The sequence below is a fragment of the Parahaliea aestuarii genome, assembly GCF_008064635.1.
Lineage (GTDB): Bacteria > Pseudomonadota > Gammaproteobacteria > Pseudomonadales > Halieaceae > Parahaliea > Parahaliea aestuarii.
Window position 1 is genome coordinate 818759 of sequence record NZ_VRYZ01000001.1, and the last position, 20793, is coordinate 839551.

The following is a 20793-nucleotide window of genomic DNA, read 5'->3' on the forward strand; positions in this document are numbered from 1 at the left end:
TCTGTGGCAGTATTTCTCCCTGTACCGCGCCTCTCCCGGTCGGTCACCCCCGCAGCAGATACCGCAGGCGATGCTATAGTCGGGGCAGAACAATAACAGCAGGACGACAACGTGGGCAGTGTTCTCCAACTGGCGGCTGCACCGCCAGCCAGTGGCTTTTGTGTTTTCGGCGCCCGGGTCGGCGCCTCGCTGCGGCATCTGGCGGAGCTCGACAGGCGGCTGACGGCAGCGGTGCTGCTGCGCGGCAGCGGCCTGGGCCCGCAGCAGGTCGATGCGCGCAGCGAAAATCACCAGGTGGTCGACGCCGCCGGCCTGTTGCATGTCTATCAGCAGGCCCTGGACCTGACCGGGCGAGCGGATCTCGGCCTGTGCTACGGCGAGGCCGCCGGTGTGACCGAGTACGGCCCCATCGGCTACGCCATGTTGAGCGCCGCCACCGACCTCGAGGCGGTCAATATCGCCCTGACCTACCAGCGCCTCTACTACGGCACCATGGCCAGCATGAGCCTGCATCACGAGGGCGGTCTGGGCCTGATTCGCCTGAGTGAGAGCCTGCCGGGCGGCCCCGCGCGGCGCTTCTTCATGGAAATGCTGCTGGCGGGTTTTCTGCGCTTCAACCACGCCCTGGTGGGCCGCCGCACCCAGCTGCAGGAGTTGCGCCTGGCCTATCCCGCCCCCGGTTACGCCGGGCGCTACCGCGAACTGTTCTGCTGTGACGTCCACTTTGACCAGCCGCGCCACGAATTGCTGTTCGATACCGGCGTGCTGGCTCACTCACTGCCCAATGCCGACCCGATCACGGCCCGCGCCTGCGAGCAGGTGTGCAGCGAACTGCTGGAGCGCTTTGACCGCGGCGAACCCTTCGCTGCACGGGTGCGTCGGGCGCTGGGGGAAGATCGCGAGGCGGCGCTGACCCACATCGCCACCGGGCTGGGCTGCCACGAGCGCACCCTGCACCGGCGCTTGCAGGAAGAGGGCACGGCCTTCCAGCAGATCAAGGACCAGGTCCAGCGCGATCAGGTGCTGGGCGCGCTGGCGGATACCTCCCTCAGTGTCAACGAGGTGGCCCGGCGCCAGGGCTTTGAGTCTCCCTCCAACCTGCGCCGGGCGGTGCGCCGCTGGACCGGCCTCAGCCCCGCTGAATGGCGCCGGCGCCGGGCGCCCGGCGGTATCGAATTCTGACAGGGCAGCGAAAGCCCCTGTCAGTTTTTGACACCACCGCAAAAGCCGTTTGTAAAAACCTTAAAAAACAGCAGGTTGCGACGCTATTGCCCGATTGACGCGTTGGGCCCTGCGGCTATGGTAGAGCTGTGGGGAGCCGCTGCTGGCAACCCTTGAGCCATAACAACAAGCCAGCCGGCGCGGTATTGCCCGCCCGGCGCAAGGAGTGCGCAATGAAGCGAGTGCCATCGACGAGCCTGGCCCTGGCGGCCGGGTTGTTCAGTGTATTGTTGGTGGGGGCGGAGGCGCAGGCCCAGTCCTGCCCCGCCCTGTCCACCCTGGCCAGTTCCTGTCGCAACAACGATTGCGATGCGGAACTGGGGGAGAACGCCCAGAACTGTCCCGAGGACTGCGCCGATCCGGGCAGCCAATTGATGGCCTATTACGCCCAGGGCATGACCTGCGCCCCGGCCCCGATCTACGAGCCCCTGTCCATCGCCGAATTGCAGGACGACATTCGCGCCGTGGTCAGCTCCGGCCTCAAGGTGAAACCCGCCGGCACCAGCCACTCCGCCACCAGTATCATCTGCGGTGACAACGACGCAGCGGTGGTGCGCTCCAACCACCTCACCCACATCGGGCCGGTGGAGGCCTTCGAGTCCTACAGCCACACCGTGAATGTGGAAGCAGGGGTGGAGATCAACGACCTGCAGGAGCACCTGGCGGCCCAGGGTTTCAGCCACGGCTTCGGCGCCACCGGTTTCGGCGGTATCAGCGTGGGCGGTGCCATCGCCACCGGTGCCCACGGCTCTTCCCTGCAGTCTTCCGCCACTATCTCTTCAGCCGTGGTGGCGCTGGATGTGGTCGGCCCCGACGGGCAGTTGACCACTTACAGTGAGGGGACTACTGGAGTATCCGATCCCAACCTGTGGTCGGCCCTGAAAACCAACCTCGGCCTGCTCGGCTATGTGGCCCGGGCGCGACTGAAACTGGAACCGCAGTTCAACGTGGCCATGGAAGTGCGCTATGTGGATGAGACCACCTTTGTCGCCAACGGCGGCGTGGCCGCGGCGGTAGCGGGCTGCGATTACGTGTTCCTGACCTGGTTCCCGGGCCAGGACGAAGTGCAACTGCTATGCGGGGCACGCACCGACAACCCGGTGGACAGCCCCTATGCGCAGAACCAGCTGTTCACGCCCAACCTGTCCGGGCTGGAAACTACCTTCGCAGTCCCCGGCCTGCAGGCCGGCATGTGCAACAAGGGCCTGCAGTGCACCGTGGAGGGGACGCGCCTGTCCCTGTACCGCGATCAGCCGCCGCTCGTGGTGACCCAGGGGCCGGAGCCGCTGTCGCCAGTCGTCTCGCGGCATACTGTGCTGACCGGACCCTCGCACCGCATGATTACCCTGCAGCCGGAGAAGTTCCTCGACAACCAGCCCAGTTTCTCCCAGCTGGAATATGAAGGTGCGCTGCCCTTCAGCCAGATCCAGGCCGCGGTGCAGTACCTCGACAGCATCTACAACCGCGACGATATCTGCCAGCCGCTGATCGGTACCATCATGCGCTTCGATACTGCCGACGACGGCCTGCTGATTTCCAGCAACCATGCCCGCAACGGTATTGCCCACGGCGAGCCCATGGTGCACCTGGAATTCGTGGAGTACTGGGGTTACGGACTCGACGAGGCCGGCCTGGAGGCCCATGTGAACACCCCCTACCGGGAGATCATTACCCACCTGGTGGATAACTATGATTACTGGCCCCACTGGGGCAAGAACGACGAGTGGGTGTTCGAATTGCCCTCGCTGCAGGCCCGCAATGCGCCGGAAGTGGGCAACTTCAACCAGGCCATCGCCCAGCTCGATCCCTACGGTGTGTTCAGCAACAGCTTCACGCGCAATGCCGGCTTTGCCTCGCCCCAGGAGGGCGGCGACTTTGCCCAGGCCTACTACGGCCCCTGCGCGGCACTGGACAGCGACGCCGACGGCATCAGCGACTGCGCCGACAAGGCGCCCAACCAGTTCTCCGGCATGTATGCCCGCATCGACGATCTCGGCTTTGGCGACGGCTTCTTTGCCGACGGCAGCTGCGGCGTGGCCGACGACTGGAACGAGATGAAGGGCAACTTCGGCGCCGAGCAGGAACAGAACATGCGCGCCGGCTGGGACTACGAGTCAGAGAACCACACCTACACTGCCGGGACCTTCAACTGGAGCCCGGCCTGGAGCGGCAATGCCGGCAACTGGAACCGCTCCTGGGAAGTGATGTTCTCTGCGGAGTTCGTGGCGCCGGCAACGGGTCGCTACTGTTTCGGTACTGATAACGGCAGCCCCGGTACCAGCATCATTACCGGCCGCAACAGCTGCTCCTCGGTGTGGATCAACAAGGCCCAGGTGGCGGAGGTCGGCTACAACGCCAGCCCCCGTCGCCCCAGCGGCTGCGTGGATATGGTGGCGGGGCAGAGCTACCGCTATGACCTCTACAACCGCCACCACAATGCCAATGTCTCCAACAGCTTCGTGTCTCACCCCACCTGGTGCTTTGGCGGCAGCGGCGACTGCGTACCGCAGCAGGCGCTGGACCAGAACGACTTTATCGCCAAGCCGGATACCGGTAATTTCTGAGGCTGAAGGGCGCCGGTGCGATACCGGCGCCCGCTGCCGCCTGGCCGGCCGCTAGAACGCCGCGAAGCCGGCACTGCTGTCGCTGCGCACCCGCAACTCGCGGCGCAGCAGTTGCAGCAGGGCCAGGCAGTCCTCGCGGTTGAGGAATTCGCCCACTCTGACCGCTTCGCCGCGATGTTGCAGGCAGATCCCGGGACCCTCCCAGGGATGAGGTTCCCGCTCAATGGCAACGCCGGTATGCGCGCGGTCAAAGCGCCAGCTCTGGCGCGGCAGGTAGAAGCCCTTGTCGATTCGCACTTCGTCGTCGGTGAGGGTGATGACGTGGCGATACTGCAACTTCCAGTTCACCACGTACAGGGCGCTGCCGAGGGCCGCAAGCTCCAGTCCGGCGAAGGGCAGGATGGGCCAGGCCCCGACCATGGCGAAGCCGATGGCGATGCCCAGCGACGGCACCGACAGGGCCAGCAGTACCAGCTTGTTGGCCTGCCAGCTGGCGGATCGATTGGGGTGGGCGACAATCATTAATTGCCGCGGATGGCGAAGGCTGGTGACCACAGTGGGTGTCCCGGTCGGTTTCCTGTTAAGTTTAGACCGACACAGGAGAGCTTTCGATGTCTGATCAACACCTTTCCGTCCAGGCGCGCCTGGTCGCTGCCGATGATGCGGCGCGCCTGCAGCGCGCCACGGTGGTGGACTGCCGGTTTGCCCTCGGCGACCCCGATGCCGGGCGCGCCGCCTATGCAGCCGGGCATATCCCGGGCGCCTTCTACCTCGACCTGGAGCGCGACCTGTCGGCCCCGCAGGCGCAGCACGGTGGTCGTCACCCGCTGCCGACGCCCGAGGACTTTGCCGCCGCGCTGGCCGCCCTGGGCATTCACAAGGGCAGCGAAGTGATTGCCTACGACGACAGCAAACAGGCTTTCGCCGCTCGCCTTTGGTGGATGATGCGCAGCCTGGGCTATCGCCCTCCGCGCTTGCTGGACGGTGGGTACAGCGCCTGGCTGGCCGCCGGCGGGCAGCCGGAAACTGCGCTGCCGATTGCCGACCCCTGCGAGGCACCGGATGTCGGCCACTGGACCGGCGTATGCGATATCGACGGCCTGCGACAGGCCCAGGCGGATGGCGCCCTGGTAGTGGACTCCCGGGAAGCGGCCCGCTACGAGGGGCGTGAGGAGCCCATCGATCCGGTGGCCGGCCATATCCCCGGCGCCGTCAATCGGCCCTGGTTGAATACGGTCGCCGACGGCGGTGGGCAGAAGGGCGAGGAGGGCCTGCGTGAACACTGGGGCGACGCCCTGGCGGCGGAAGATCTGGTGGTCTATTGCGGCTCGGGCGTGACCGCCTGCGTCAATCTGTTCACCCTGTCCCGCCTGGGGCGCAACGACGCCACGCTCTACGCCGGCAGCTGGTCGGACTGGTGCAGTTACCTGTAAGGGAGCGCGCCTAGAAGGGGGGAGGTGATTCGCCTGCCAGCCATTGCCCTGTCGCCGGGTGCTCGAATGCGAGGGTGGTTGCGTGCAGCAGCAGGCGGTCGGCCATGGCTTCGGCCGCCGGGTGGGCGTACATGTCGCAGCCCAGAATCGGGTGGCCCAGCTCCCGCATGTGGATGCGCAGCTGGTGTGAGCGACCGGTGACCGGCGTGAGTTCCAGCCGCGAGCGGTCCCCCCGCCGCTCCAGCACCCGGTAGCGGGTGAGGGCGTGTTTGCCGCGCTCGAAGCAGATTTTCTGCCGCGGCCGGTTGGCCCAGTCGCACACGATGGGCAGCTCGATATCGCCGTTGTTTTGTGCCGGTTCGCCCCACACGATGGCGGTGTAGGTTTTCTCTACCCTGCGCTGCTGGAACTGGCGGCTGATATGGCTGTGGCACGCCCGCGTCAGTGGCACCACCATGATGCCGGAGGTGTCGAGGTCCAGTCGGTGTACGATGCTGGCGCCGGGGTAGCGCTGCTGCAGGCGGGTAATCATGCAGTCTTTGTTCAGGGGATGGCGGCCGGGAATGGTGAGCAGGAAGTGGGGCTTGCGCACCAGCAACAGGTGCTCGTCCTCGTAGAGGATGTCGATCGGTTCCTGTGAGTGGGGAACGATGTAGGGGGGCAGGTCCTGCATGGCGGCGTATGCTAACCGGGTAGGCCTGCCGCCGCCACATTGGCTGGCCCTCTGGATGCCGCCATAATGACGCGTTGTCCACCGCTAGCCTGCTTATGAACTCAATTCAATCCACAACTGCCTCCGAGGCACGTCGCACATTGCAGGGGCGCCTGCAGCAGGTTTTGCCTGCGGCGCGCCTTGAGTCGGTGGCCCTGCCGATTCGCGAACCGTTGCAGCTGTACTTGTTGAACGCCGATTATCCCCAGGGGGAACTGGATGCACAGGCTGTGCAGTTCGTCATGGATAACCCGCTGTACTGGGTCTTCTGCTGGGCTTCCGGCCTGGTGCTGGCGGACTGGCTGTTTGAACAACCCCGGTGGGTGCGCGGCAAGCGCGTGGTGGATTTCGGCTGTGGCTCGGGGGTGGCGGCCATTGCCGCCGCGATGGCCGGCGCGCGCGAGGTGATCGCCTGCGACATCGACCCACAAGCCCTTGCCGCCACTGCCGTCAACGCGGCATTGAATGGTGTTGAGCTGGCGTTGTCAGCCGATTTTCACCGTATAGAAGGGGATATCGATCTGTTGCTCGTGGCCGACGTGCTCTACGACCGCGCTAACCTGCCCTGGCTGGAAGCGTTCATCCAGCGGGCAGATCGCGTTTTGCTCGCGGACTCGCGGGTCAAGGATTTCGACTTTCCCGGCTACCGGCAAATTGCCCGGCGCGAGGCCCATACCCTGCCTGACCTGGATGAGAGCCCGGAGTTTCGGGATGTGCGGGTATATGAGGGACGGTGTTAGCTTTTGTAAGCCTGAGGTCCCTTCCCCCACTGGAAAATCTCGAAGAAATCGTAGGACGGATCCACCTGCTTCGGCTTGCCAATCCGTGACCCCTCAATCATCGGGTGCTCGAGGTTGACCGTGCTCGGCTCGTCCACCTTGACCCAGTCCGCCACCACCGCCCGGTGGCTGTATTTCCACACACCGTCGCGTTTTTCGTACTTGTCGAAGTAGCGCCCGCCGATCAACACGTCCATCGGCCCGTTCTCGCCCTGCACCTGGTGGAAGGCGAGAATGTAGACCTCACCCTCGGCGCGGTCGCCGTCCAGCACGATGTTCAGGGTGGTGACGTTGTGATGGAGAATCAGCATGTTCTCCTGGATGGCCGGCAGGGTGTCGATGAAGGCCATGGCGTTGCCCTCGAAAAACTGGCCGTGCTCGTCGATGGCGTCCTCGTGGTAGAGGCTGCGCATCTTCTCGTTGTCATGGCGGTCGGCGGCGTTGCAGTAGGCGTACACCAGCTCGGTAATGGCCTGCTTGTCGAGCAGGGCCTGCAGACGGGGGTCGATAGGGGCGAGTGAATCAGTCATGGGGCTTCCCTTTGTCGGGCGGCCCCGGAGCGCGGTGCCGCGTCAGTGTTTTCCCAGTGCGCGCTGGTAGGCGGCGACGGTATTCGCCAGGCCAATACGAATGGCGTCCACCGTGAGTGCGTGGCCGATGGAGACCTCCAGCAACCCGGGTATCGCACGGGCGAAATCGGGCAGGTTGTGCAGGTCGAGGTCGTGACCGGCGTTCAGGCCCAGCCCCTCCTCGGTCGCGACTTCAGCAGCGCGTACAAACTGGCCCAGTATGGTATCCACATCGCGCCCGCTGGCGAAGGCGCGCGCATAGCTCTCGGTATAGAGTTCTATACGGTCGGCGCCGGTCTGTGCGGCGAGGCGAATCTGCTCCGGATCCGGGTCCATGAACAGGCTGGTGCGAATGCCCAGGCCCTTCAGCTCGGCGACCAGCGGCGCTACGCTGTCGCCATCGCGTTTCAGGTCAAAGCCGTGGTCGGAGGTGAGCTGGGCATCGCCGTCCGGCACCAGGGTGCACTGGGCGGGCCGGATCTCGCGCACCATCTCCATAAAGCCGGGGTAGTCGCCCACACCGGGGCGCTCGCTTCGGCGCGGCCCGGCCATCGGGTTGCCCTCGATGTTGAACTCCACCGCCAGCATGGCGGCGAGGTCGAAGCAGTCGCTGGCGCGAATGTGGCGCTGGTCCGGGCGCGGGTGCACGGTGATGCCGTCGGCGCCGGCGTCGATGCACATCTGGGCGTGCGCGGGGATATCCGGATTGCGCGTATCCCGTGAATTGCGAATCAGCGCAATCTTGTTGAGATTGACCGAGAGGGCGATCACAGCAGGCTCTTGCGCACAATCTCGTTGATGATCACCGGCTCTACCGGCACATCGGCGTGGGGGCCCACGGTCTGCACCGGCGCGGTGGAGATGTAGTCCACCACGTTCATGCCGTCGGTGACTTCGCCGAATACAGTGTAGCCGGGCTGACCCGGGGCCCAGTCCAGACGCAGGTTGGTGCGCTGGTTGATGAAGAACTGGGCCGTGGCGGAGTCCGGGTCGGCGGTGCGCGCCATGGCGACCGTACCGCGCATATTGTGCAGCTTGTTTTTCGACTCGTTGACAATGGGCTCGCCGGCTTCCTTCTCGCTCAGGTCGGGCAGCATGCCGCCGCCCTGAATCATGAAGTTGGGAATGACGCGGTGGAAGATGGTGCCGCTGTAAAAGCCCTCATCCACATACTTGAGGAAGTTCTCGACAGTGATCGGGGCCTTGTCCCGGAACAGGCGCAGGGTGATGTCGCCCTGGCTGGTCTTGATCACGACCTGGGGGTTGGGCAGGCCGCTGTCGGCGGCAAGCGCCAGCGGCGCGAGCAGCAGTGACAGGCTGAGGATGAGGCTTCTGAGCATGGTGTGTTCTCCGTGGGGGCCGCTTCAGGCCCAGCTTGAACTGCGGCGACGCTTGGGCCAAAGGCGCGGCACCACCAGGGTGATAATCACGCCGAGCAGCACCGCCAGGGCGCCGTCGATAAACTGGCCGCTTTGTAGCTTGTCCTGCAAACGCTGGTTTTCTGCATTCAGGGTGCCCACCTCGGCGCGCAGGGATTCCGCTTCCTCGGTGAGGCGACGGTTGTCGGTATCCAGTTGCACCGCCTTGCCGGAAATCTGCTTCAGCTGTGCCAGTTCCTCGCTGACCTCGGCGAGCTCGGCGCCGGTGTCCCCCATTTCGGTGGACAGCTCGCTGCGCTCGACCTGCAGTTCGGACAGCTGGGTTTCCAGCTCGCTGTTGCGCTGGCGTAACTGCTCGCTGCTGCTGCGCACCTGCTCCAGTTGCGTGGCGGCCGGCACTTCCGACATCAGGTACTGGGCGCGCAACCAGCCCTCGGTACCGTCGCCGGTGGTGATATGGGCCCAGTCGCCATCGTCGCTGGTCTCAATCACCGTCAGGCGGGTGCCCGAGGGCAGGCCGCGGTGAATGATGCGGTAATCGTTGCCGGCGCCGCTGCGCACGGGAATGTACTGGGTGTCGCTGATGTAGCGAGTCTCCTGGGCCAGGGCGCTGGCGCTGCCCAGGGCTAGCAGGGCGAAGAGGGATATCTGGCGGAACAAGGGGGCTTCCTTTACGTTCGGTTATTGGGTTCAGGGCTTAAAAGGGGGCAAGAATAGCACGGCCGGGCGCCGCTCAGGGCAGCACCTTCCTGTAGGGTTTGACCACCACCCGCCGGTACACGCCGGCATCGGCATAGGGGTCGGCATCGGCCCATGCGGTGGCATCTTCCAGGCTGTCGAATTCGGCGATCACCAGGCTGCCGGTAAAGCCCGCCTCGCCGGGATCTTCCGTGTCCAGGGCCGGGTGGGGGCCGGCCACCAGCAGGCGGCCGGCATCGGCCAGGTCCTGCAGGCGCTGCAGGTGGGCAGGACGCGCCTGCTGGCGCAGGGCGAGGCTGTTTTCCACGTCCTCGGCGAGAATGGCGTAGTACATTGGCATGGTCCTAGTTGTCGGTGGCTTCCTGGTCTTTCAGGTGCGGGCTTACGATCAGGGCGGTAATCACGGTCAGTACCAGCGTGAAGCCGATGGCGGAGTAAAGCTTGTAGCTGACCCAGGTCTCCTCGCTGAAGCCGTAGGCCACCACCAGGTTGAGGCCGCCGACAATCAGGAAATTGGCCACCCACAGCAGGTTGAGGCGGGTCCACACGGGGCGCGGCAACTGCAACTGGCTGCCCAGGGTGCGCTCCATCAGATTCCTGTCGCCGACAAACTGGGAGGCGCCGAACACCAGCGCCAGCACCCAGTTGAAGATAGTGGGTTTCCACTGGATGAAGGCCTCGTTGCGGAATACCAGGGTGGCGCCGCCGAAGAGGCACACCGCGAGCAACAGCCACAGCGCGCGGCGCTCCAGCTGGCGGGTCAGGGCCCAGGTCAGCAGGACCTGCAGGGCGGTGGCGGCCATCAGCACCGCGGTGGCGCTGAAAATACCGTCGACGGTGTGGCTCCAGCTGCCGAGGGTGACGGTATCGCCGTTCATCTGGTAGACGATGAAGAACAGGGCGATGGGGACGAATTCGAGAAGTTGTCGCATAGGGAATACTGGCTGGTGGGCGTGCTACCATGCGCGGTAATCGGGAAGGTGGCGCTGCACCCGACTGCGTACGGTTTGTGCCCGGATTGACGGAGCGCCCGGATTAACGAGACGAGAGTTTAAAGTTTGTGCTGATTGACTTCCACACCCATTCTTCGGCATCCGATGGCGAACTGGCGCCGGCGGCATTGCTGGCGCGGGCCCGGGAGCGCGGCATTCGCTGTTTCGCCATTACCGACCACGACACCGTGGGCGGTTACCTCGCCGTGCGCGACAGCGCGCCGGACGATGGTATGACACTGGTTTCCGGGGTGGAGTTCTCCTGCCGCTGGTCCGGTGTGACTATTCACATTGTCGGGCTGGGAATGGATGTGGAACACCCGGCCATGCGGCAGGGGCTGGCGCGGCTGGCCGAGGCGCGGCTTGAGCGCGGGGCAAAGATCGCGACGCGCCTGGCCAAACTCGGCTTTGCAGATGCCCTTGCCGGCGCCGAGACCCGGGCCGGCGACAGCCAACTGGGCCGACCTCACTTTGCCGAGTGGATGCTGGAGCAGGGCTTTGTTGAGAGCATCAACGAGGCTTTCGACAAATACCTTGGGCAGGGCAAAACCGGCGATGTCAAAGCCTTCTGGCCGGAGCTGGAGGAAGTCACCCGCTGGATTGTCGAGGCCGGAGGCACCGCCATTATCGCCCACCCCCTGAAGTATAAATTCACCCATACCAAGCTGCGCGCCCTGGTGGCGGCGTTCAAGGCGGCCGGCGGCACCGCGCTGGAACTGGTTAACGGCCGCCAGAACCCGGAGCAGACCGCCACCCTGCGGCGTCTTGCCCTGGAGTGCGAGCTGGCCGTATCCGCCGGCTCGGACTTTCACCGCGAGAGCAGTTTCGGGCCGAACCTGGGAGTGGAGTTTCGCGCTCCCGAGGGGCTACAGTGTATTGCACAGCAATTTCTGCCGGGTCAGTCGGAGGAGCGCGCGTGAGCCAGTTCTTCCAGATTCATCCTGAATCCCCCCAGGCGCGCCTGGTACGGCAGGCGGTGGACATCATTCGCGGCGGCGGCGTGGTGGTCTACCCCACTGACTCCGCCTATGCCCTGGGCTGCCATATCGGTGACAAGCAGGCGCTGGATCGCATCCGCCGCATCCGCAAGCTGGACGATCGCCACAACTTCACCCTGGTGTGCCGGGACCTGTCGGAAATTGCGACGTATGCGCGGGTCGACAACACTGTCTACCGGCTGCTCAAGCACGTTACCCCCGGGCCTTACACGTTCATACTGAAGGCCACATCGGAGGTGCCCCGGCGCCTGATGCACGCCAAACGCAAGACCGTCGGCCTGCGGGTGCCGGAAAACGCCATTGCCCAGGCCCTGCTGGCCGATCTCGGCCAGCCGCTGATGAGCGTGACGCTGATCATGCCCGGCGACGAATACCCCTTGATTGACCCCTACGATATCCGCCAATCCCTGGAGCACCAGGTGGACCTGGTGATCGACGGCGGTTACTGCGGCATGGAACCGACCACGGTGGTGGATCTGGCGGACGAGGCGCCGGTGGTGTTGCGTAGTGGCAAGGGCGATACGGCGCCCTTCGAAATCTGAGCATCGCGCCGCTGCGAATGGGCGCCAAGCCGCACAGCCTCAGGTATACTCGCAGCGAATGATGGCAGGTGAAGATGTGAACGAGAGAGAGCCCCAGCCGGAGGGCGCCGACACAACTGCTGTGTCGCCGCCTGTCGCCGGCTTCCAGCACCCGCAACAGGGTGAGATGCCCTTTGCCGTGGTAATGGGCAAGGCGGTCACCGAACTGCCCAAGGATCTGTATATTCCACCCCAGGCGCTGGAAGTCTTCCTGGAGGCCTTCGAGGGGCCGCTGGACCTGCTGCTCTACCTGATCCGGCGCCAGAATCTCGATATTCTCGAGATCGATGTGTCCGAAATCACCCAGCAGTACATGCAGTACGTCGAGCTGATGGACGCCATGAAGTTCGAACTGGCGGCCGAGTACCTGCTGATGGCGGCCATGCTGGCGGAGATCAAATCGCGGATGTTGCTGCCGCGCTCGGCCGATATCGAAGAGGACGAGGAAGACCCACGTGCCCAGCTGATTCGCCGTCTGCAGGAGTACGAGCGCTTCAAGAAGGCGGCCGAGGATATCGAGGAGATGCCGCGGCTGGAGCGCGACACCTGGGTCGGCAGCGCCCATCCGCCGGACCTGAACCGCAGCCGGCCGGACCCGGAAGTCGACATGCGCGAGCTGCTGCTGGCTCTCGGCGAGGTGCTGCGGCGGGCGGATATGTTCGAGAGCCACCATATCCAGCGCGAGGCGCTGTCCACCCGCGAGCGTATGTCGGAGGTGCTGGAGCGCCTGGCCGGCGCCCAGTTCGTGCCCTTTGTCGCGCTGTTCTCCCACCGCGAGGGGCGACTGGGGGTGGTGGTGACGTTCCTCGCGGTGATGGAATTGATCAAGGAGTCCCTGGTGGAGATCGTGCAGAGCGAACCCTTTGGGCCCATTCACGTCAAGGCACGATCCGAGTAGCCATGTCAGAAATCAACCTGGTACAGATTATCGAGGGCGCCCTGCTGGCGGCGGGCCGCGCCTTGTCGGTGGCGCAGATCGGCGAACTGTTCGAAGAGCACGAGCGGCCGGATGTCGCCGCCATTCGCGAGGCGCTGGCCGCCATTGACGAGCGCTGCGCGGAGCGCGGTTTCGAATTGCAGGAAGTGGCCAGTGGATTCCGCTTTCAGGTGCGGCAGGAACTCAGCCCCTGGGTGGCCCGGCTGTGGCAGGAGCGTCCCCAGAAGTACTCCCGCGCCCTGCTGGAAACCCTGTCCCTGATCGCCTATCGCCAGCCCATTACCCGGGGCGAGATCGAGGAGATACGCGGTGTGGCGGTCAGCTCCAATATCATCAAGACGCTGCACGAGCGGGAATGGGTGCGTGTAGTGGGCCACCGGGATGTGCCCGGTCGCCCCGCCATGTACGCCACCACTCGCCAGTTTCTGGACTATTTCAACCTGAAAAACCTGGATCAGTTGCCGGCGCTGGCGGAGATACGCGATCTGGAAACACTGAATGCCGAGCTCGGCTTTGCCGACCCGGTGCCGGACACTGCGGCCAACGAAGCCGGTGAGCAGGCGGGCGCAGCAAGCGGTGCTGAACAGGCATCAGTAGAAGATGATGCACCGGTACCGGTGCAGCCGGGCCTGGCGATCGTCGGCGGCACCGCCTTTGACGCCGCCGTGTCCAACGACGACGAAGATGGGGAAGTGCGTGACCGATAATTCCTCTCCCTCGACCGCGGCCGAAGATTCCGGCCGGGCAGGTGAGAAACTGCAGAAAGTACTGGCTCGTACCGGCCTCGGCTCCCGGCGGGAAATGGAGCGCTGGATCGAAGAGGGACGGATTACCGTGAACGGTAAACCGGCGAGCCTCGGTGACCGGGTTGACGACAGCGCCCGGCTGGCGATTGATGGCCGCCCGCTGGACCGGGCCCCGGCGGAGGAAACCCGCTGCATTCTCTATCACAAGCCTACCGGCGAAGTGTGCTCCCGCCGCGACCCCCAGGGCCGGCGCACGGTGTTCGATCGCCTGCCGAAACTCAAGGCCGGGCGCTGGATTTCCATCGGCCGGCTGGATTTCAACACGTCAGGGCTGCTGCTGTTCACCACCGACGGCGAACTCGCCAACGCCCTGATGCACCCCGCATCCAACATCGAGCGCGAATACATGGTGCGGGTGATGGGCGACGTCAAGCCGGAACACCTGGAAGCCCTGCTCAAGGGCGTGATGCTGGAGGACGGGCTGGCCCGTTTCACCGACATTCAGGACGGTGGTGGCGACGGCATCAACCACTGGTATTACGTGGTGATCATGGAAGGGCGCAATCGCGAGGTGCGCCGCCTGTGGGAATCCCAGGGGCTGACCGTATCCCGCCTGAAGCGGGTGCGCTACGGTGAAGTCTTCATCCCGTCGCGGGTCAAGCAGGGGCAGTGGACGGAACTCGAAACCAAAGAAGTCAAGAGCCTGTACCGGATGGCCAGTCTGCCACAGAAGAAAGTGCGCAAGGGCAGTATCCGCGAGCGGGAGAAAATGGAACGCCAGTTCGGCAAGCGCGACGGTCGGGGCAATGCCCGCAAGGGCAATCGTCCCGGCGCTGGAAGCGGAACACCGCGCAAACGCCAGTAGCGGAGCCGTCTCCAGGGCAGCCGGTCGTCAGGTAGTGCGGGGTGGTCATGGGAGTTGCTGTACCAGTGCGCGGGACCTTGGCAGCGCGTTGTTGCTGTTGGGGGCTGGCTCTGGCCCTGTCGTTTTCCGCGGCCGTAACCACGGCCGCTGATGTGCCGCCCGCCGCTGACGCGGGCTCTCCTTACGCGGCCTGGATCGAGGCCATGAAATCCGCCCCCCGCGGACCCTTCAGTCGTATTCGCTGGTTCTGCCGCGACGGCGAGGTCCTGCCGCCGGGCCCGTTCGCCTGCCGCGAACACGGCGGTGGCTACCAGCACGGCGAATGGAGCGAGCAGACCCAGCGTCTGCGCGAGCGCGGCTACTACATCGCCAACTTTCTCGCCGGCATCGATCCGGTCGCCTTTCTCGATGCCGGGCAGGCGACGGATGCCTACGCCCAACTGCTGATCGAGAAATACCTGATCAACGTCGACGACGGCTGGATCATGCGCCAGGCCCGCAACTACCGCGGCGCGGTGCAGGCCGAGGACGAAAGTGCCGGTGGTCGCGTCCTGCTGACGGCGATGGTGCAGCGGCCCGAGTGGACCGGGCCGCGTTTCGCCGCCCTGCGCAGTGGCCTGCGCCTGTTGCCCCACGGTTCGGCAAGCTCCTCGGTGCAGCGCATGCGCGAGCAGGCCGTGGTGCTGGCGGATCGCGATCCGGCATTTGCCGGCCTGCGTGCCAAGATTCACGGCTCGCCCGACGGCGAGGATGCCGGGCGGGTCAGGGCATACGCCCGTCAGTTTCCCGAAGCCGAGCGGGAGCCCTACGAGGCGCTGGCCGCGACCATCGACGAGGTCTACCGCGCCGAACCGATGGCGGGGGAGCTGCTGCGCCTGGCCGACACCTACACCGCAGCGCCGTGGTTGCAGGAGCAACTGCGCAGCGCGGCTGCCGGACTGACACCCGATAGCGATGCCGCTACACGACTGGCTGCCAGCGCCACCTTGCTGGCCGGGCTGCGCGACAACCTGCTGCGCGTGCGTTCGCCCTCGGTACGGATTGAACTGCTGGATCTCGGGGTGGAGCTGGAGCGGGAATTTTTCCGCGCCGCGGGTGACCTCGGGCCACAACTGGCTGACGCCACCCGCCGCCAGCACCTGGAGTGGCTGGTTTTGGCCGCGGATGCCGCCTACGGCGCCGGCCTGCTGAACACCCGACTGCACCGGGCGATGCGGGATGCTGTCGAAGAGGTGACTGGCGCGGATGTGGATCTGAGTGAATACCGCGCATTGCTGCGTTATCTGGGGCGCGTTCCGGGCTGGGGCAGCCAGGCCCTGCGCATGCAGTTTCAGTCCTCGGTGGCGACCCTGGCCGCTATCGAGCCGCGCGCGGAACATTTCATAGCGGACCAGCTGCGCGGCAGCCCGCTGCTGTTTTTCTCCCGTTTGCTGGATGACCTGTCCCGCGATGCCAACCGCCTGGCGGGGGTTCATCACCGCCTGTTCGGACGCGATATCGGTGTGGGCTTCAACGCCCTCAATGCGGGGTTGGCCCAGGGGATTCTGCACACCGCCCCGGACCTGGATGATCCCGGCAGTCTGCAGGCCGACGGCATCTACCTGCTGCCGGAAACCGTGTCCGACCTGCCGCCGGTGGCCGGTATTCTGACCGGCGGCGAGGGGAACCCCCTGTCCCATGTGCAGTTACTCGCCCGCAATCTCGGCATTCCCAATGTCACCGTGGACAGCTCGCTCACGGCCGAGCTTCGCCGTTTCGACGGCCAGCGGGTGGTGTTGGCGGTGAGCGACTCGGGGCTGGTGGAACTGTCCCTGTGGAATGCGGACTGGGAGGCGGTCTTCGCCAGCGATCGTTCTGTGGGCGATGTGCTGATCGAACCGGACCTGGCCAAGCTGGACCTGTCAGAGCAGCGTTTTTTGCCGTTGGCGGAGCTGCGCGCGGATGACTCCGGGCGAGTGGTGGGCCCCAAGGCCGCCAAGCTCGGTGAACTGCGCGCCCTGTTCCCCGGGCAGGTGTCCCGCGGGCTGGCTATTCCCTTCGGCCTGTTTTTCCAGGAAGTACTGGCGCGCCCCTACCCGGGTGGCGATGGCCGTATTTTTGACTGGATGCAGGCGAGCTATGCGCGGCTGGAGCGGCTGCCCACCGGCAGCGAAGCCAGGGCCCGGGCCACAGAGCGTTTCCGCGCTGAACTGTATGACCTGGTGGTGTCCACCGAACCCAGCGCGGCGTTTCGCGAGGCTCTGCGCCGGGCCTACCGGGACACCTTTGGCGATGCGCCCCCCGGGGTGTTTGTGCGCTCCGACACCAATGTCGAGGACTTGCCCGGTTTTACCGGGGCCGGCCTCAACCTGACCCTGCCCAACGTGGCGGGCTTCGACAACCTGCTGCGCAGCATTGCCCGGGTCTGGGCCTCGCCGTTTACTGCCCGCGCCTTCGCCTGGCGCCAGGCGCACATGCGCGAGCCACAGCATGTCTACACCTCCATCCTGCTGCTGGAGTCGGTGGCCTCTGATAAATCCGGGGTGATGGTCACCCAGGATATCGACAGTGGCCGCCGCGATGTAATGTCGGTGGCGGTGAATGAGGGGCTGGGAGGGGCCGTGGACGGCCAGGCGGCAGAATCCCTGCGGGTGTCGCTGGAGACCGGGAAGGTGCGGGTTCTGGCCACGGCCACGGCACCCTGGCGGCGGGTGCCGGATCCCGCAGGCGGCATTCAGCAGCTGCCCGCCACTGGTTCGGACTACGTCTTGCAGCCACAGGAAATTGCGGCGCTGGTGGATTTTGCGAAGGTTCTGCCGGAGCGATTCCCGGCCATTACCGATGACCGCGGCCAGCCCTCGCCGGCGGATGTCGAGTTCGGCTTTGTGGACGGTGAATTGCGCCTGTTCCAGTTGCGCCCTTTTGTGGAGAGCCGCCGCGCCCAGAGCATCGCCTATTTGCAGGGTATGGAGTCCCGGCTCTTCGATGCCGGCACCGTCCGTGTCGATCTGCAGCAGGCGCCGGCAAGGGGCGAGCCGTGAGCCGCTTGTTGCTGTGCACCCTGCTGACCGGACTGTTCGTTCAGCAGGCACAGGCCTATCCCCTGGATGGCTACGCGGATACCGGTATTCGCCGGGTGGAGGGCTCGCGACTGGCCCATGAAGGGGTGATTCAGGACGTCAGGCAGCCCCCCGGCGCACTGCTGCCGACCGCTGCGGTCGATCTTCGTCTGCGCGATTACCCCGGGCTGGTGCTGCCGGAGCCGGATGCAGAGCTGGTCGGGCAGGTGCGGCAGATACTGGATGCCGAGCACATCGACAGTTACGCCATTGCCCTGCTGGACATCAGCGACCCGGACAATCCCGTCTACGCAGAGCACCGCGGCGATCACCGACAGAACGTCGGCAGTGTTGGCAAGCTGCTGGCCGCACTGGGGCTGTTTGAGGCCCTGGCAGAGGCGTGGCCGGATAACGATGAGCGCGTAGCAGTGCTGCGCAATAGCGAGCTGCTGGCGGATGATTTTGCCCACAGTGATCACCACACCATCCGTGTCTTCGATGTGCCCTCGCGCACTCTCGTGCGCCGGCCGATGCAGGATGGTGACCGGGGTTCCCTGTGGGAGTACCTGGACTGGACCCTGTCGGTCAGCTCAAACTCCACCGCCGCGATGGTGATGCGCGATGCCATGATGCTCAAGGCCCTGGGGCGGGACTACCCGCCGCCGCCGGAGCGGGTGTCCGCCTTTTTCAGCAGTCGCAGCCGCGCGGATCTCACCGCGCTGTTCCAGCAGACCTTTTGGGCACCGGTGAGCGACAACGGGCTGTCCCTGGCCGAGTTTCGCCAGGGCAGCTTTTTTACGGCTGGCGGCAAGCGCAGGGTGGACGGCGGCGGCAACAGCTATGCCAGTGCCCGCGGACTGATGAAGTTCGCGCTGAAGATGGAGCAGGGCGGGCTGGTGGACGACTGGAGCAGCCTGCAGTTGAAGCGCCTGCTGTATATGACCGAGCGACGCATCCGCTATGCCTCGGCCCCGGAGCTCAGTGATGCTGCGGTCTACTTCAAGTCGGGATCGCTGTACCGCTGCCAGAAGGAGGAGGGCTTTACCTGCCACCCCTACCACGGCAATGTCTACAACTACATGAACTCCCTGGCCATTGTGGAAGACGAGGTTGATGGTCGGCGCCTGCACTACATTGCGGTGGTGCTCTCCAATGTGCTCAAGCGCAACGGGGCGGTGGACCACCAGACTCTGGGCGGGGCGATTCATCGCCTGATGCGCCAGCGCCACACGGCGCCAGCACTGGCTGAGGAGCCGGCTATGGCCCCTTCAGGGCCAGGGCATTGATCGGTTCCGCCAGCTGTTCCAGCCAGTCGGAGCCGTCCCGGTCCCTGCTCAGGGCCACCAGAACGTAGGCTTCGTTACCGCGCCGCACCAGGGCGCTGTCGGCGTGGAAGGCCTGCCAGGTGCCGGATTTGCGGAACAGTTCCAGCCCTTTTTCCCTGGCCAGTCCTTTCACAAACTTGTGGTTGATGCCCGGGTGGCCGAGGGCCTGCAGCATCATCCTGTCCTGTCGCGGGCTGACCAGTTTGCCCTTGTGCAGGCGACAGTAGAAGCGCGCCACCTGATAGGTGGTGGCGCCGTGGGACAGACCCTTGATCGGGTCGCGGTGATAGGCCGGCGCCTTGCTGTAGGGCTTGCCCATCCACAGTCCCCCGCCTTCGGACGGGTCGTAGAAAGCGTATTTGGGTGACTGCAGCACCTTCAGCAGCCGCTCGCCGCCAACAGCGTCCAGCACCCGGTTGGCGCAGTCGTTGCAGGAAAAGCGGATCATATCCTGAATATCCTGGCGCAGCCGCCGGTCCGGCTTGAGCCAGCCTTCTTCCATACCCACTGCCGCACCCAGCAGAATGGCGATCTTGGGCAGGCTGGCGGCGTAGAGCATTTCGTCGCCGTTGATTTGCGCCAGGCGTGGGTGATCCCGGTCACTTAGCACTAGTAGTGACAGGGCCAGGTCGCCGCGCTCGGTGGCCTCCCTCAGGCCAAGGTCATCAATGAGCCCTTCAAGTGACTGTTGTAGCCGTGGATCTGTCGCCTGTTCCAGCTCGCAGTGACTGGGGGCTTGTCGCTGCGAAGCGGGGGCAAGTACCGTCGGTCCGGCTAGCGCGGAGGTGCTTAATAGTCCAACCGCAAGCACCAGCCAGTTTGGCAGGAAACTAAACACGGGCATCGAAAGCGGTTGTAATGGGTGCCAAAGCTATCCTCTCTGGCTGGCCTTGAGCCGACCAATAAAATCAGAAAACCAGAACGACGAGTCGTCGCCAATGGTGGCGGCCGGCTATGCAACACTGACGGCTGCGATTGTGGTGAGGCCACCGGATCAGGGCGCTATTGTAATTCCGCAACCAGTCTTCTGGAAATACCCCCTCCGGGAGATTTTGCGGCCCGTGAAACCCCAGGAGAACGTGGTCAGGTCAAATGAATGGCAGGTTGCGCCATGTAAAACGCTCCCATGCACCCTCGGGCTGCGCCAGGCGATCGGCGATGATGCAGTGCACAAGGGGTTGGTAGCCGAGACCGCAATGGCTGCCGTAGACGCGAATGTTCTCCGAGGTCGCCGATTCCTCAGACAGGCAGGCGCGCCAGTTGACGATACCGTCCAGCCGCGAATGAATCGAGGTCGCCGGAATCCCTGGTGCTGCATCGATCTCCATCAGGTGCTCGGGGTGTTCGAACTGTCCACTGGCCTGACGGTACAGGGAGTCAGCCGAGGACTGATGTGGATAGCGCAGGGGCGAGCCCAGAGTAATGACCGAGCGGAGGTGCTGGGGATGGGTTTGGGCCAGGATACGGGCGTAAACACCCCCCAGGCTCCAGCCGACCAGGCTCGGCTTTTGGCCCATGCGCTCGTGAATCATTTGCACTCGCTCCAGCAGGGCCGCTTCGGTCGGGCCGACGGGGCCAGTGTTTCGGCCCAGCCTCCAGTCAAAGGTGTAATAGCCCAGCGACCTGAGAAAGTCGCGTAGTCGCTTGGTCGATACGGCGCTGCCCATGAAAGCGGGCACTACGACAACTGGATGGCGGTCACCCTGGGGCAGGTATCGCTGCAGAACCCGGGAAGTGACGCCACACAGGTACTCCGGCACGGCACGTGCTTCAAGCATCCGGTGCAACAGCGGTGGCGGGCCCAGCACTTCTGTTTTGAGTTGGCGTGACATGTCTTCGCGCTTGATAGCTTGTTGCGACCAGCATATAGCAGCCTCTGTAAATTAACAAACAAAACGGCTTGTTTATTAAAATTTTGAATGCTAGCCTGTCAGGCATCCGGATACACGAGCGCA

21 protein-coding genes are annotated in these 20793 nt (G+C 64.8%); 11 read left to right on the forward strand and 10 right to left on the reverse strand.

The window, feature by feature from the left end:
* The first annotated feature begins 111 nt into the window (after positions 1-111).
* On the forward strand, positions 112-1182 hold the full coding sequence (locus FVW59_RS03720) for an AraC family transcriptional regulator (RefSeq protein WP_148062858.1): 1071 nt from the start codon (positions 112-114) through the stop codon (positions 1180-1182).
* A gap of 212 nt (positions 1183-1394) precedes the next feature.
* Positions 1395-3785: an FAD-binding protein gene (locus FVW59_RS03725; protein WP_148062859.1), complete on the forward strand. Its 2391-nt coding sequence runs from the start codon at positions 1395-1397 to the stop codon at positions 3783-3785.
* Between the two features lie 51 nt (positions 3786-3836).
* Here the strand turns inward: FVW59_RS03725 and FVW59_RS03730 are convergent, their stop codons facing one another.
* Positions 3837-4340 carry a DUF2244 domain-containing protein gene (locus FVW59_RS03730; RefSeq protein WP_148062860.1) on the reverse strand — a complete coding sequence of 168 codons (504 nt, stop codon included), beginning with the start codon at positions 4338-4340 and terminating at the stop codon, positions 3837-3839.
* A 56-nt stretch (positions 4341-4396) separates the two neighbouring features.
* On the opposite strand from FVW59_RS03730, the gene FVW59_RS03735 reads away from it, so the two are divergent.
* Positions 4397-5218 carry a sulfurtransferase gene (locus tag FVW59_RS03735; RefSeq protein ID WP_148062861.1) on the forward strand — a complete coding sequence of 274 codons (822 nt, stop codon included), beginning with the start codon at positions 4397-4399 and terminating at the stop codon, positions 5216-5218.
* 10 nt (positions 5219-5228) lie between these two features.
* Here FVW59_RS03735 and FVW59_RS03740 read toward each other — a convergent pair whose 3' ends face one another.
* Positions 5229-5891, reverse strand: a complete 663-nt coding sequence (locus FVW59_RS03740) for a pseudouridine synthase (protein ID WP_148062862.1) — start codon at positions 5889-5891, stop codon at positions 5229-5231.
* Between the two features lie 95 nt (positions 5892-5986).
* Between FVW59_RS03740 and FVW59_RS03745 the strand changes: the two genes are divergently transcribed.
* Positions 5987-6670, forward strand: a complete 684-nt coding sequence (locus FVW59_RS03745) for a class I SAM-dependent methyltransferase (protein ID WP_148062863.1) — start codon at positions 5987-5989, stop codon at positions 6668-6670.
* Here FVW59_RS03745 and FVW59_RS03750 read toward each other — a convergent pair.
* The 6 genes from FVW59_RS03750 to FVW59_RS03775 all read right to left on the reverse strand — a co-directional run bounded on the left by FVW59_RS03750 (position 6667) and on the right by FVW59_RS03775 (position 10288).
* Positions 6667-7239: a nuclear transport factor 2 family protein gene (locus tag FVW59_RS03750; RefSeq protein ID WP_148062864.1), complete on the reverse strand. Its 573-nt coding sequence runs from the start codon at positions 7237-7239 to the stop codon at positions 6667-6669. The genes FVW59_RS03745 and FVW59_RS03750 overlap by 4 nt on opposite strands.
* A 42-nt stretch (positions 7240-7281) precedes the next feature.
* Entirely contained in the window at positions 7282-8049 is a 768-nt protein-coding gene (locus FVW59_RS03755) for a pyridoxine 5'-phosphate synthase (RefSeq protein ID WP_148062865.1), read from the reverse strand.
* Positions 8046-8618 (reverse strand): peptidylprolyl isomerase, encoded by a 573-nt coding sequence (locus FVW59_RS03760; protein WP_148062866.1) that lies wholly within the window; start codon positions 8616-8618, stop codon positions 8046-8048. The genes FVW59_RS03755 and FVW59_RS03760 overlap by 4 nt, the downstream gene beginning before the upstream one ends.
* Positions 8619-8642: 24 nt before the next feature.
* Complete coding sequence (locus FVW59_RS03765; RefSeq protein ID WP_246139612.1) at positions 8643-9317, reverse strand: TIGR04211 family SH3 domain-containing protein; 675 nt, start codon at positions 9315-9317, stop codon at positions 8643-8645.
* A gap of 73 nt (positions 9318-9390) precedes the next feature.
* Positions 9391-9690: a YciI family protein gene (locus tag FVW59_RS03770; protein ID WP_148062867.1), complete on the reverse strand. Its 300-nt coding sequence runs from the start codon at positions 9688-9690 to the stop codon at positions 9391-9393.
* Positions 9691-9700: 10 nt separating this feature from the next.
* Complete coding sequence (locus FVW59_RS03775) at positions 9701-10288, reverse strand: inner membrane-spanning protein YciB (protein WP_148062868.1); 588 nt, start codon at positions 10286-10288, stop codon at positions 9701-9703.
* Positions 10289-10416: 128 nt separating this feature from the next.
* Between FVW59_RS03775 and FVW59_RS03780 the strand changes: the two genes are divergently transcribed.
* The 7 genes from FVW59_RS03780 to FVW59_RS03810 all read left to right on the forward strand — a co-directional run bounded on the left by FVW59_RS03780 (position 10417) and on the right by FVW59_RS03810 (position 18799).
* Positions 10417-11268: a PHP domain-containing protein gene (locus FVW59_RS03780; RefSeq protein WP_246139613.1), complete on the forward strand. Its 852-nt coding sequence runs from the start codon at positions 10417-10419 to the stop codon at positions 11266-11268.
* Positions 11265-11888, forward strand: coding sequence for an L-threonylcarbamoyladenylate synthase (locus FVW59_RS03785; RefSeq protein ID WP_148062869.1), 624 nt, complete (start codon positions 11265-11267; stop codon positions 11886-11888). Before FVW59_RS03780 ends, FVW59_RS03785 begins: the two co-directional genes overlap by 4 nt.
* Before the next feature lie 58 nt (positions 11889-11946).
* A complete protein-coding gene (locus tag FVW59_RS03790) occupies positions 11947-12825 on the forward strand; it encodes a segregation and condensation protein A (RefSeq protein WP_425468393.1) in 879 nt (292 codons plus the stop codon).
* Positions 12826-12827: 2 nt separating this feature from the next.
* The gene (scpB, locus tag FVW59_RS03795) at positions 12828-13571 is read left to right on the forward strand and encodes an SMC-Scp complex subunit ScpB (RefSeq protein WP_148062870.1); all 744 of its coding nucleotides are present in this window, start codon (positions 12828-12830) and stop codon (positions 13569-13571) included.
* Positions 13561-14475, forward strand: coding sequence for a 23S rRNA pseudouridine(2605) synthase RluB (gene rluB / locus FVW59_RS03800; protein WP_246139614.1), 915 nt, complete (start codon positions 13561-13563; stop codon positions 14473-14475). Before scpB ends, rluB begins: the two co-directional genes overlap by 11 nt.
* 203 nt (positions 14476-14678) lie before the next feature.
* Positions 14679-17495 carry a PEP/pyruvate-binding domain-containing protein gene (locus FVW59_RS03805; protein ID WP_148062872.1) on the forward strand — a complete coding sequence of 939 codons (2817 nt, stop codon included), beginning with the start codon at positions 14679-14681 and terminating at the stop codon, positions 17493-17495.
* The gene (locus FVW59_RS03810) at positions 17492-18799 is read left to right on the forward strand and encodes a serine hydrolase (RefSeq protein WP_148062873.1); all 1308 of its coding nucleotides are present in this window, start codon (positions 17492-17494) and stop codon (positions 18797-18799) included. The genes FVW59_RS03805 and FVW59_RS03810 overlap by 4 nt, the downstream gene beginning before the upstream one ends.
* On the opposite strand, the gene FVW59_RS03815 is transcribed toward FVW59_RS03810, so the two are convergent.
* Positions 18771-19682, reverse strand: a complete 912-nt coding sequence (locus FVW59_RS03815) for a serine hydrolase (protein ID WP_148062874.1) — start codon at positions 19680-19682, stop codon at positions 18771-18773. The genes FVW59_RS03810 and FVW59_RS03815 overlap by 29 nt on opposite strands.
* A 244-nt stretch (positions 19683-19926) precedes the next feature.
* Positions 19927-20670, reverse strand: a complete 744-nt coding sequence (locus FVW59_RS03820) for a lipase family alpha/beta hydrolase (protein ID WP_148062875.1) — start codon at positions 20668-20670, stop codon at positions 19927-19929.
* Positions 20671-20793 lie beyond the last annotated feature (123 nt).

Bases quoted from the DNA above. Each gene is read 5' to 3' on its own strand.
- FVW59_RS03725 (WP_148062859.1), top strand. From the start codon at position 1,395: ATGAAGCGAGTGCCATCGACGAGCCTGGCCCTGGCGGCCGGGTTGTTC.
- FVW59_RS03735 (WP_148062861.1), top strand. From the start codon at position 4,397: ATGTCTGATCAACACCTTTCCGTCCAGGCGCGCCTGGTCGCTGCCGAT.
- FVW59_RS03740 (WP_148062862.1), bottom strand. From the start codon at position 5,891: ATGCAGGACCTGCCCCCCTACATCGTTCCCCACTCACAGGAACCGATC.
- FVW59_RS03745 (WP_148062863.1), top strand. From the start codon at position 5,987: ATGAACTCAATTCAATCCACAACTGCCTCCGAGGCACGTCGCACATTG.
- FVW59_RS03750 (WP_148062864.1), bottom strand. From the start codon at position 7,239: ATGACTGATTCACTCGCCCCTATCGACCCCCGTCTGCAGGCCCTGCTC.
- FVW59_RS03760 (WP_148062866.1), bottom strand. From the start codon at position 8,618: ATGCTCAGAAGCCTCATCCTCAGCCTGTCACTGCTGCTCGCGCCGCTG.
- FVW59_RS03770 (WP_148062867.1), bottom strand. From the start codon at position 9,690: ATGTACTACGCCATTCTCGCCGAGGACGTGGAAAACAGCCTCGCCCTG.
- FVW59_RS03775 (WP_148062868.1), bottom strand. From the start codon at position 10,288: ATGCGACAACTTCTCGAATTCGTCCCCATCGCCCTGTTCTTCATCGTC.
- FVW59_RS03790 (WP_425468393.1), top strand. From the start codon at position 11,947: ATGATGGCAGGTGAAGATGTGAACGAGAGAGAGCCCCAGCCGGAGGGC.
- scpB (WP_148062870.1), top strand. From the start codon at position 12,828: ATGTCAGAAATCAACCTGGTACAGATTATCGAGGGCGCCCTGCTGGCG.
- FVW59_RS03805 (WP_148062872.1), top strand. From the start codon at position 14,679: ATGAAATCCGCCCCCCGCGGACCCTTCAGTCGTATTCGCTGGTTCTGC.
- FVW59_RS03815 (WP_148062874.1), bottom strand. From the start codon at position 19,682: ATGCCCGTGTTTAGTTTCCTGCCAAACTGGCTGGTGCTTGCGGTTGGA.
- FVW59_RS03820 (WP_148062875.1), bottom strand. From the start codon at position 20,670: ATGTCACGCCAACTCAAAACAGAAGTGCTGGGCCCGCCACCGCTGTTG.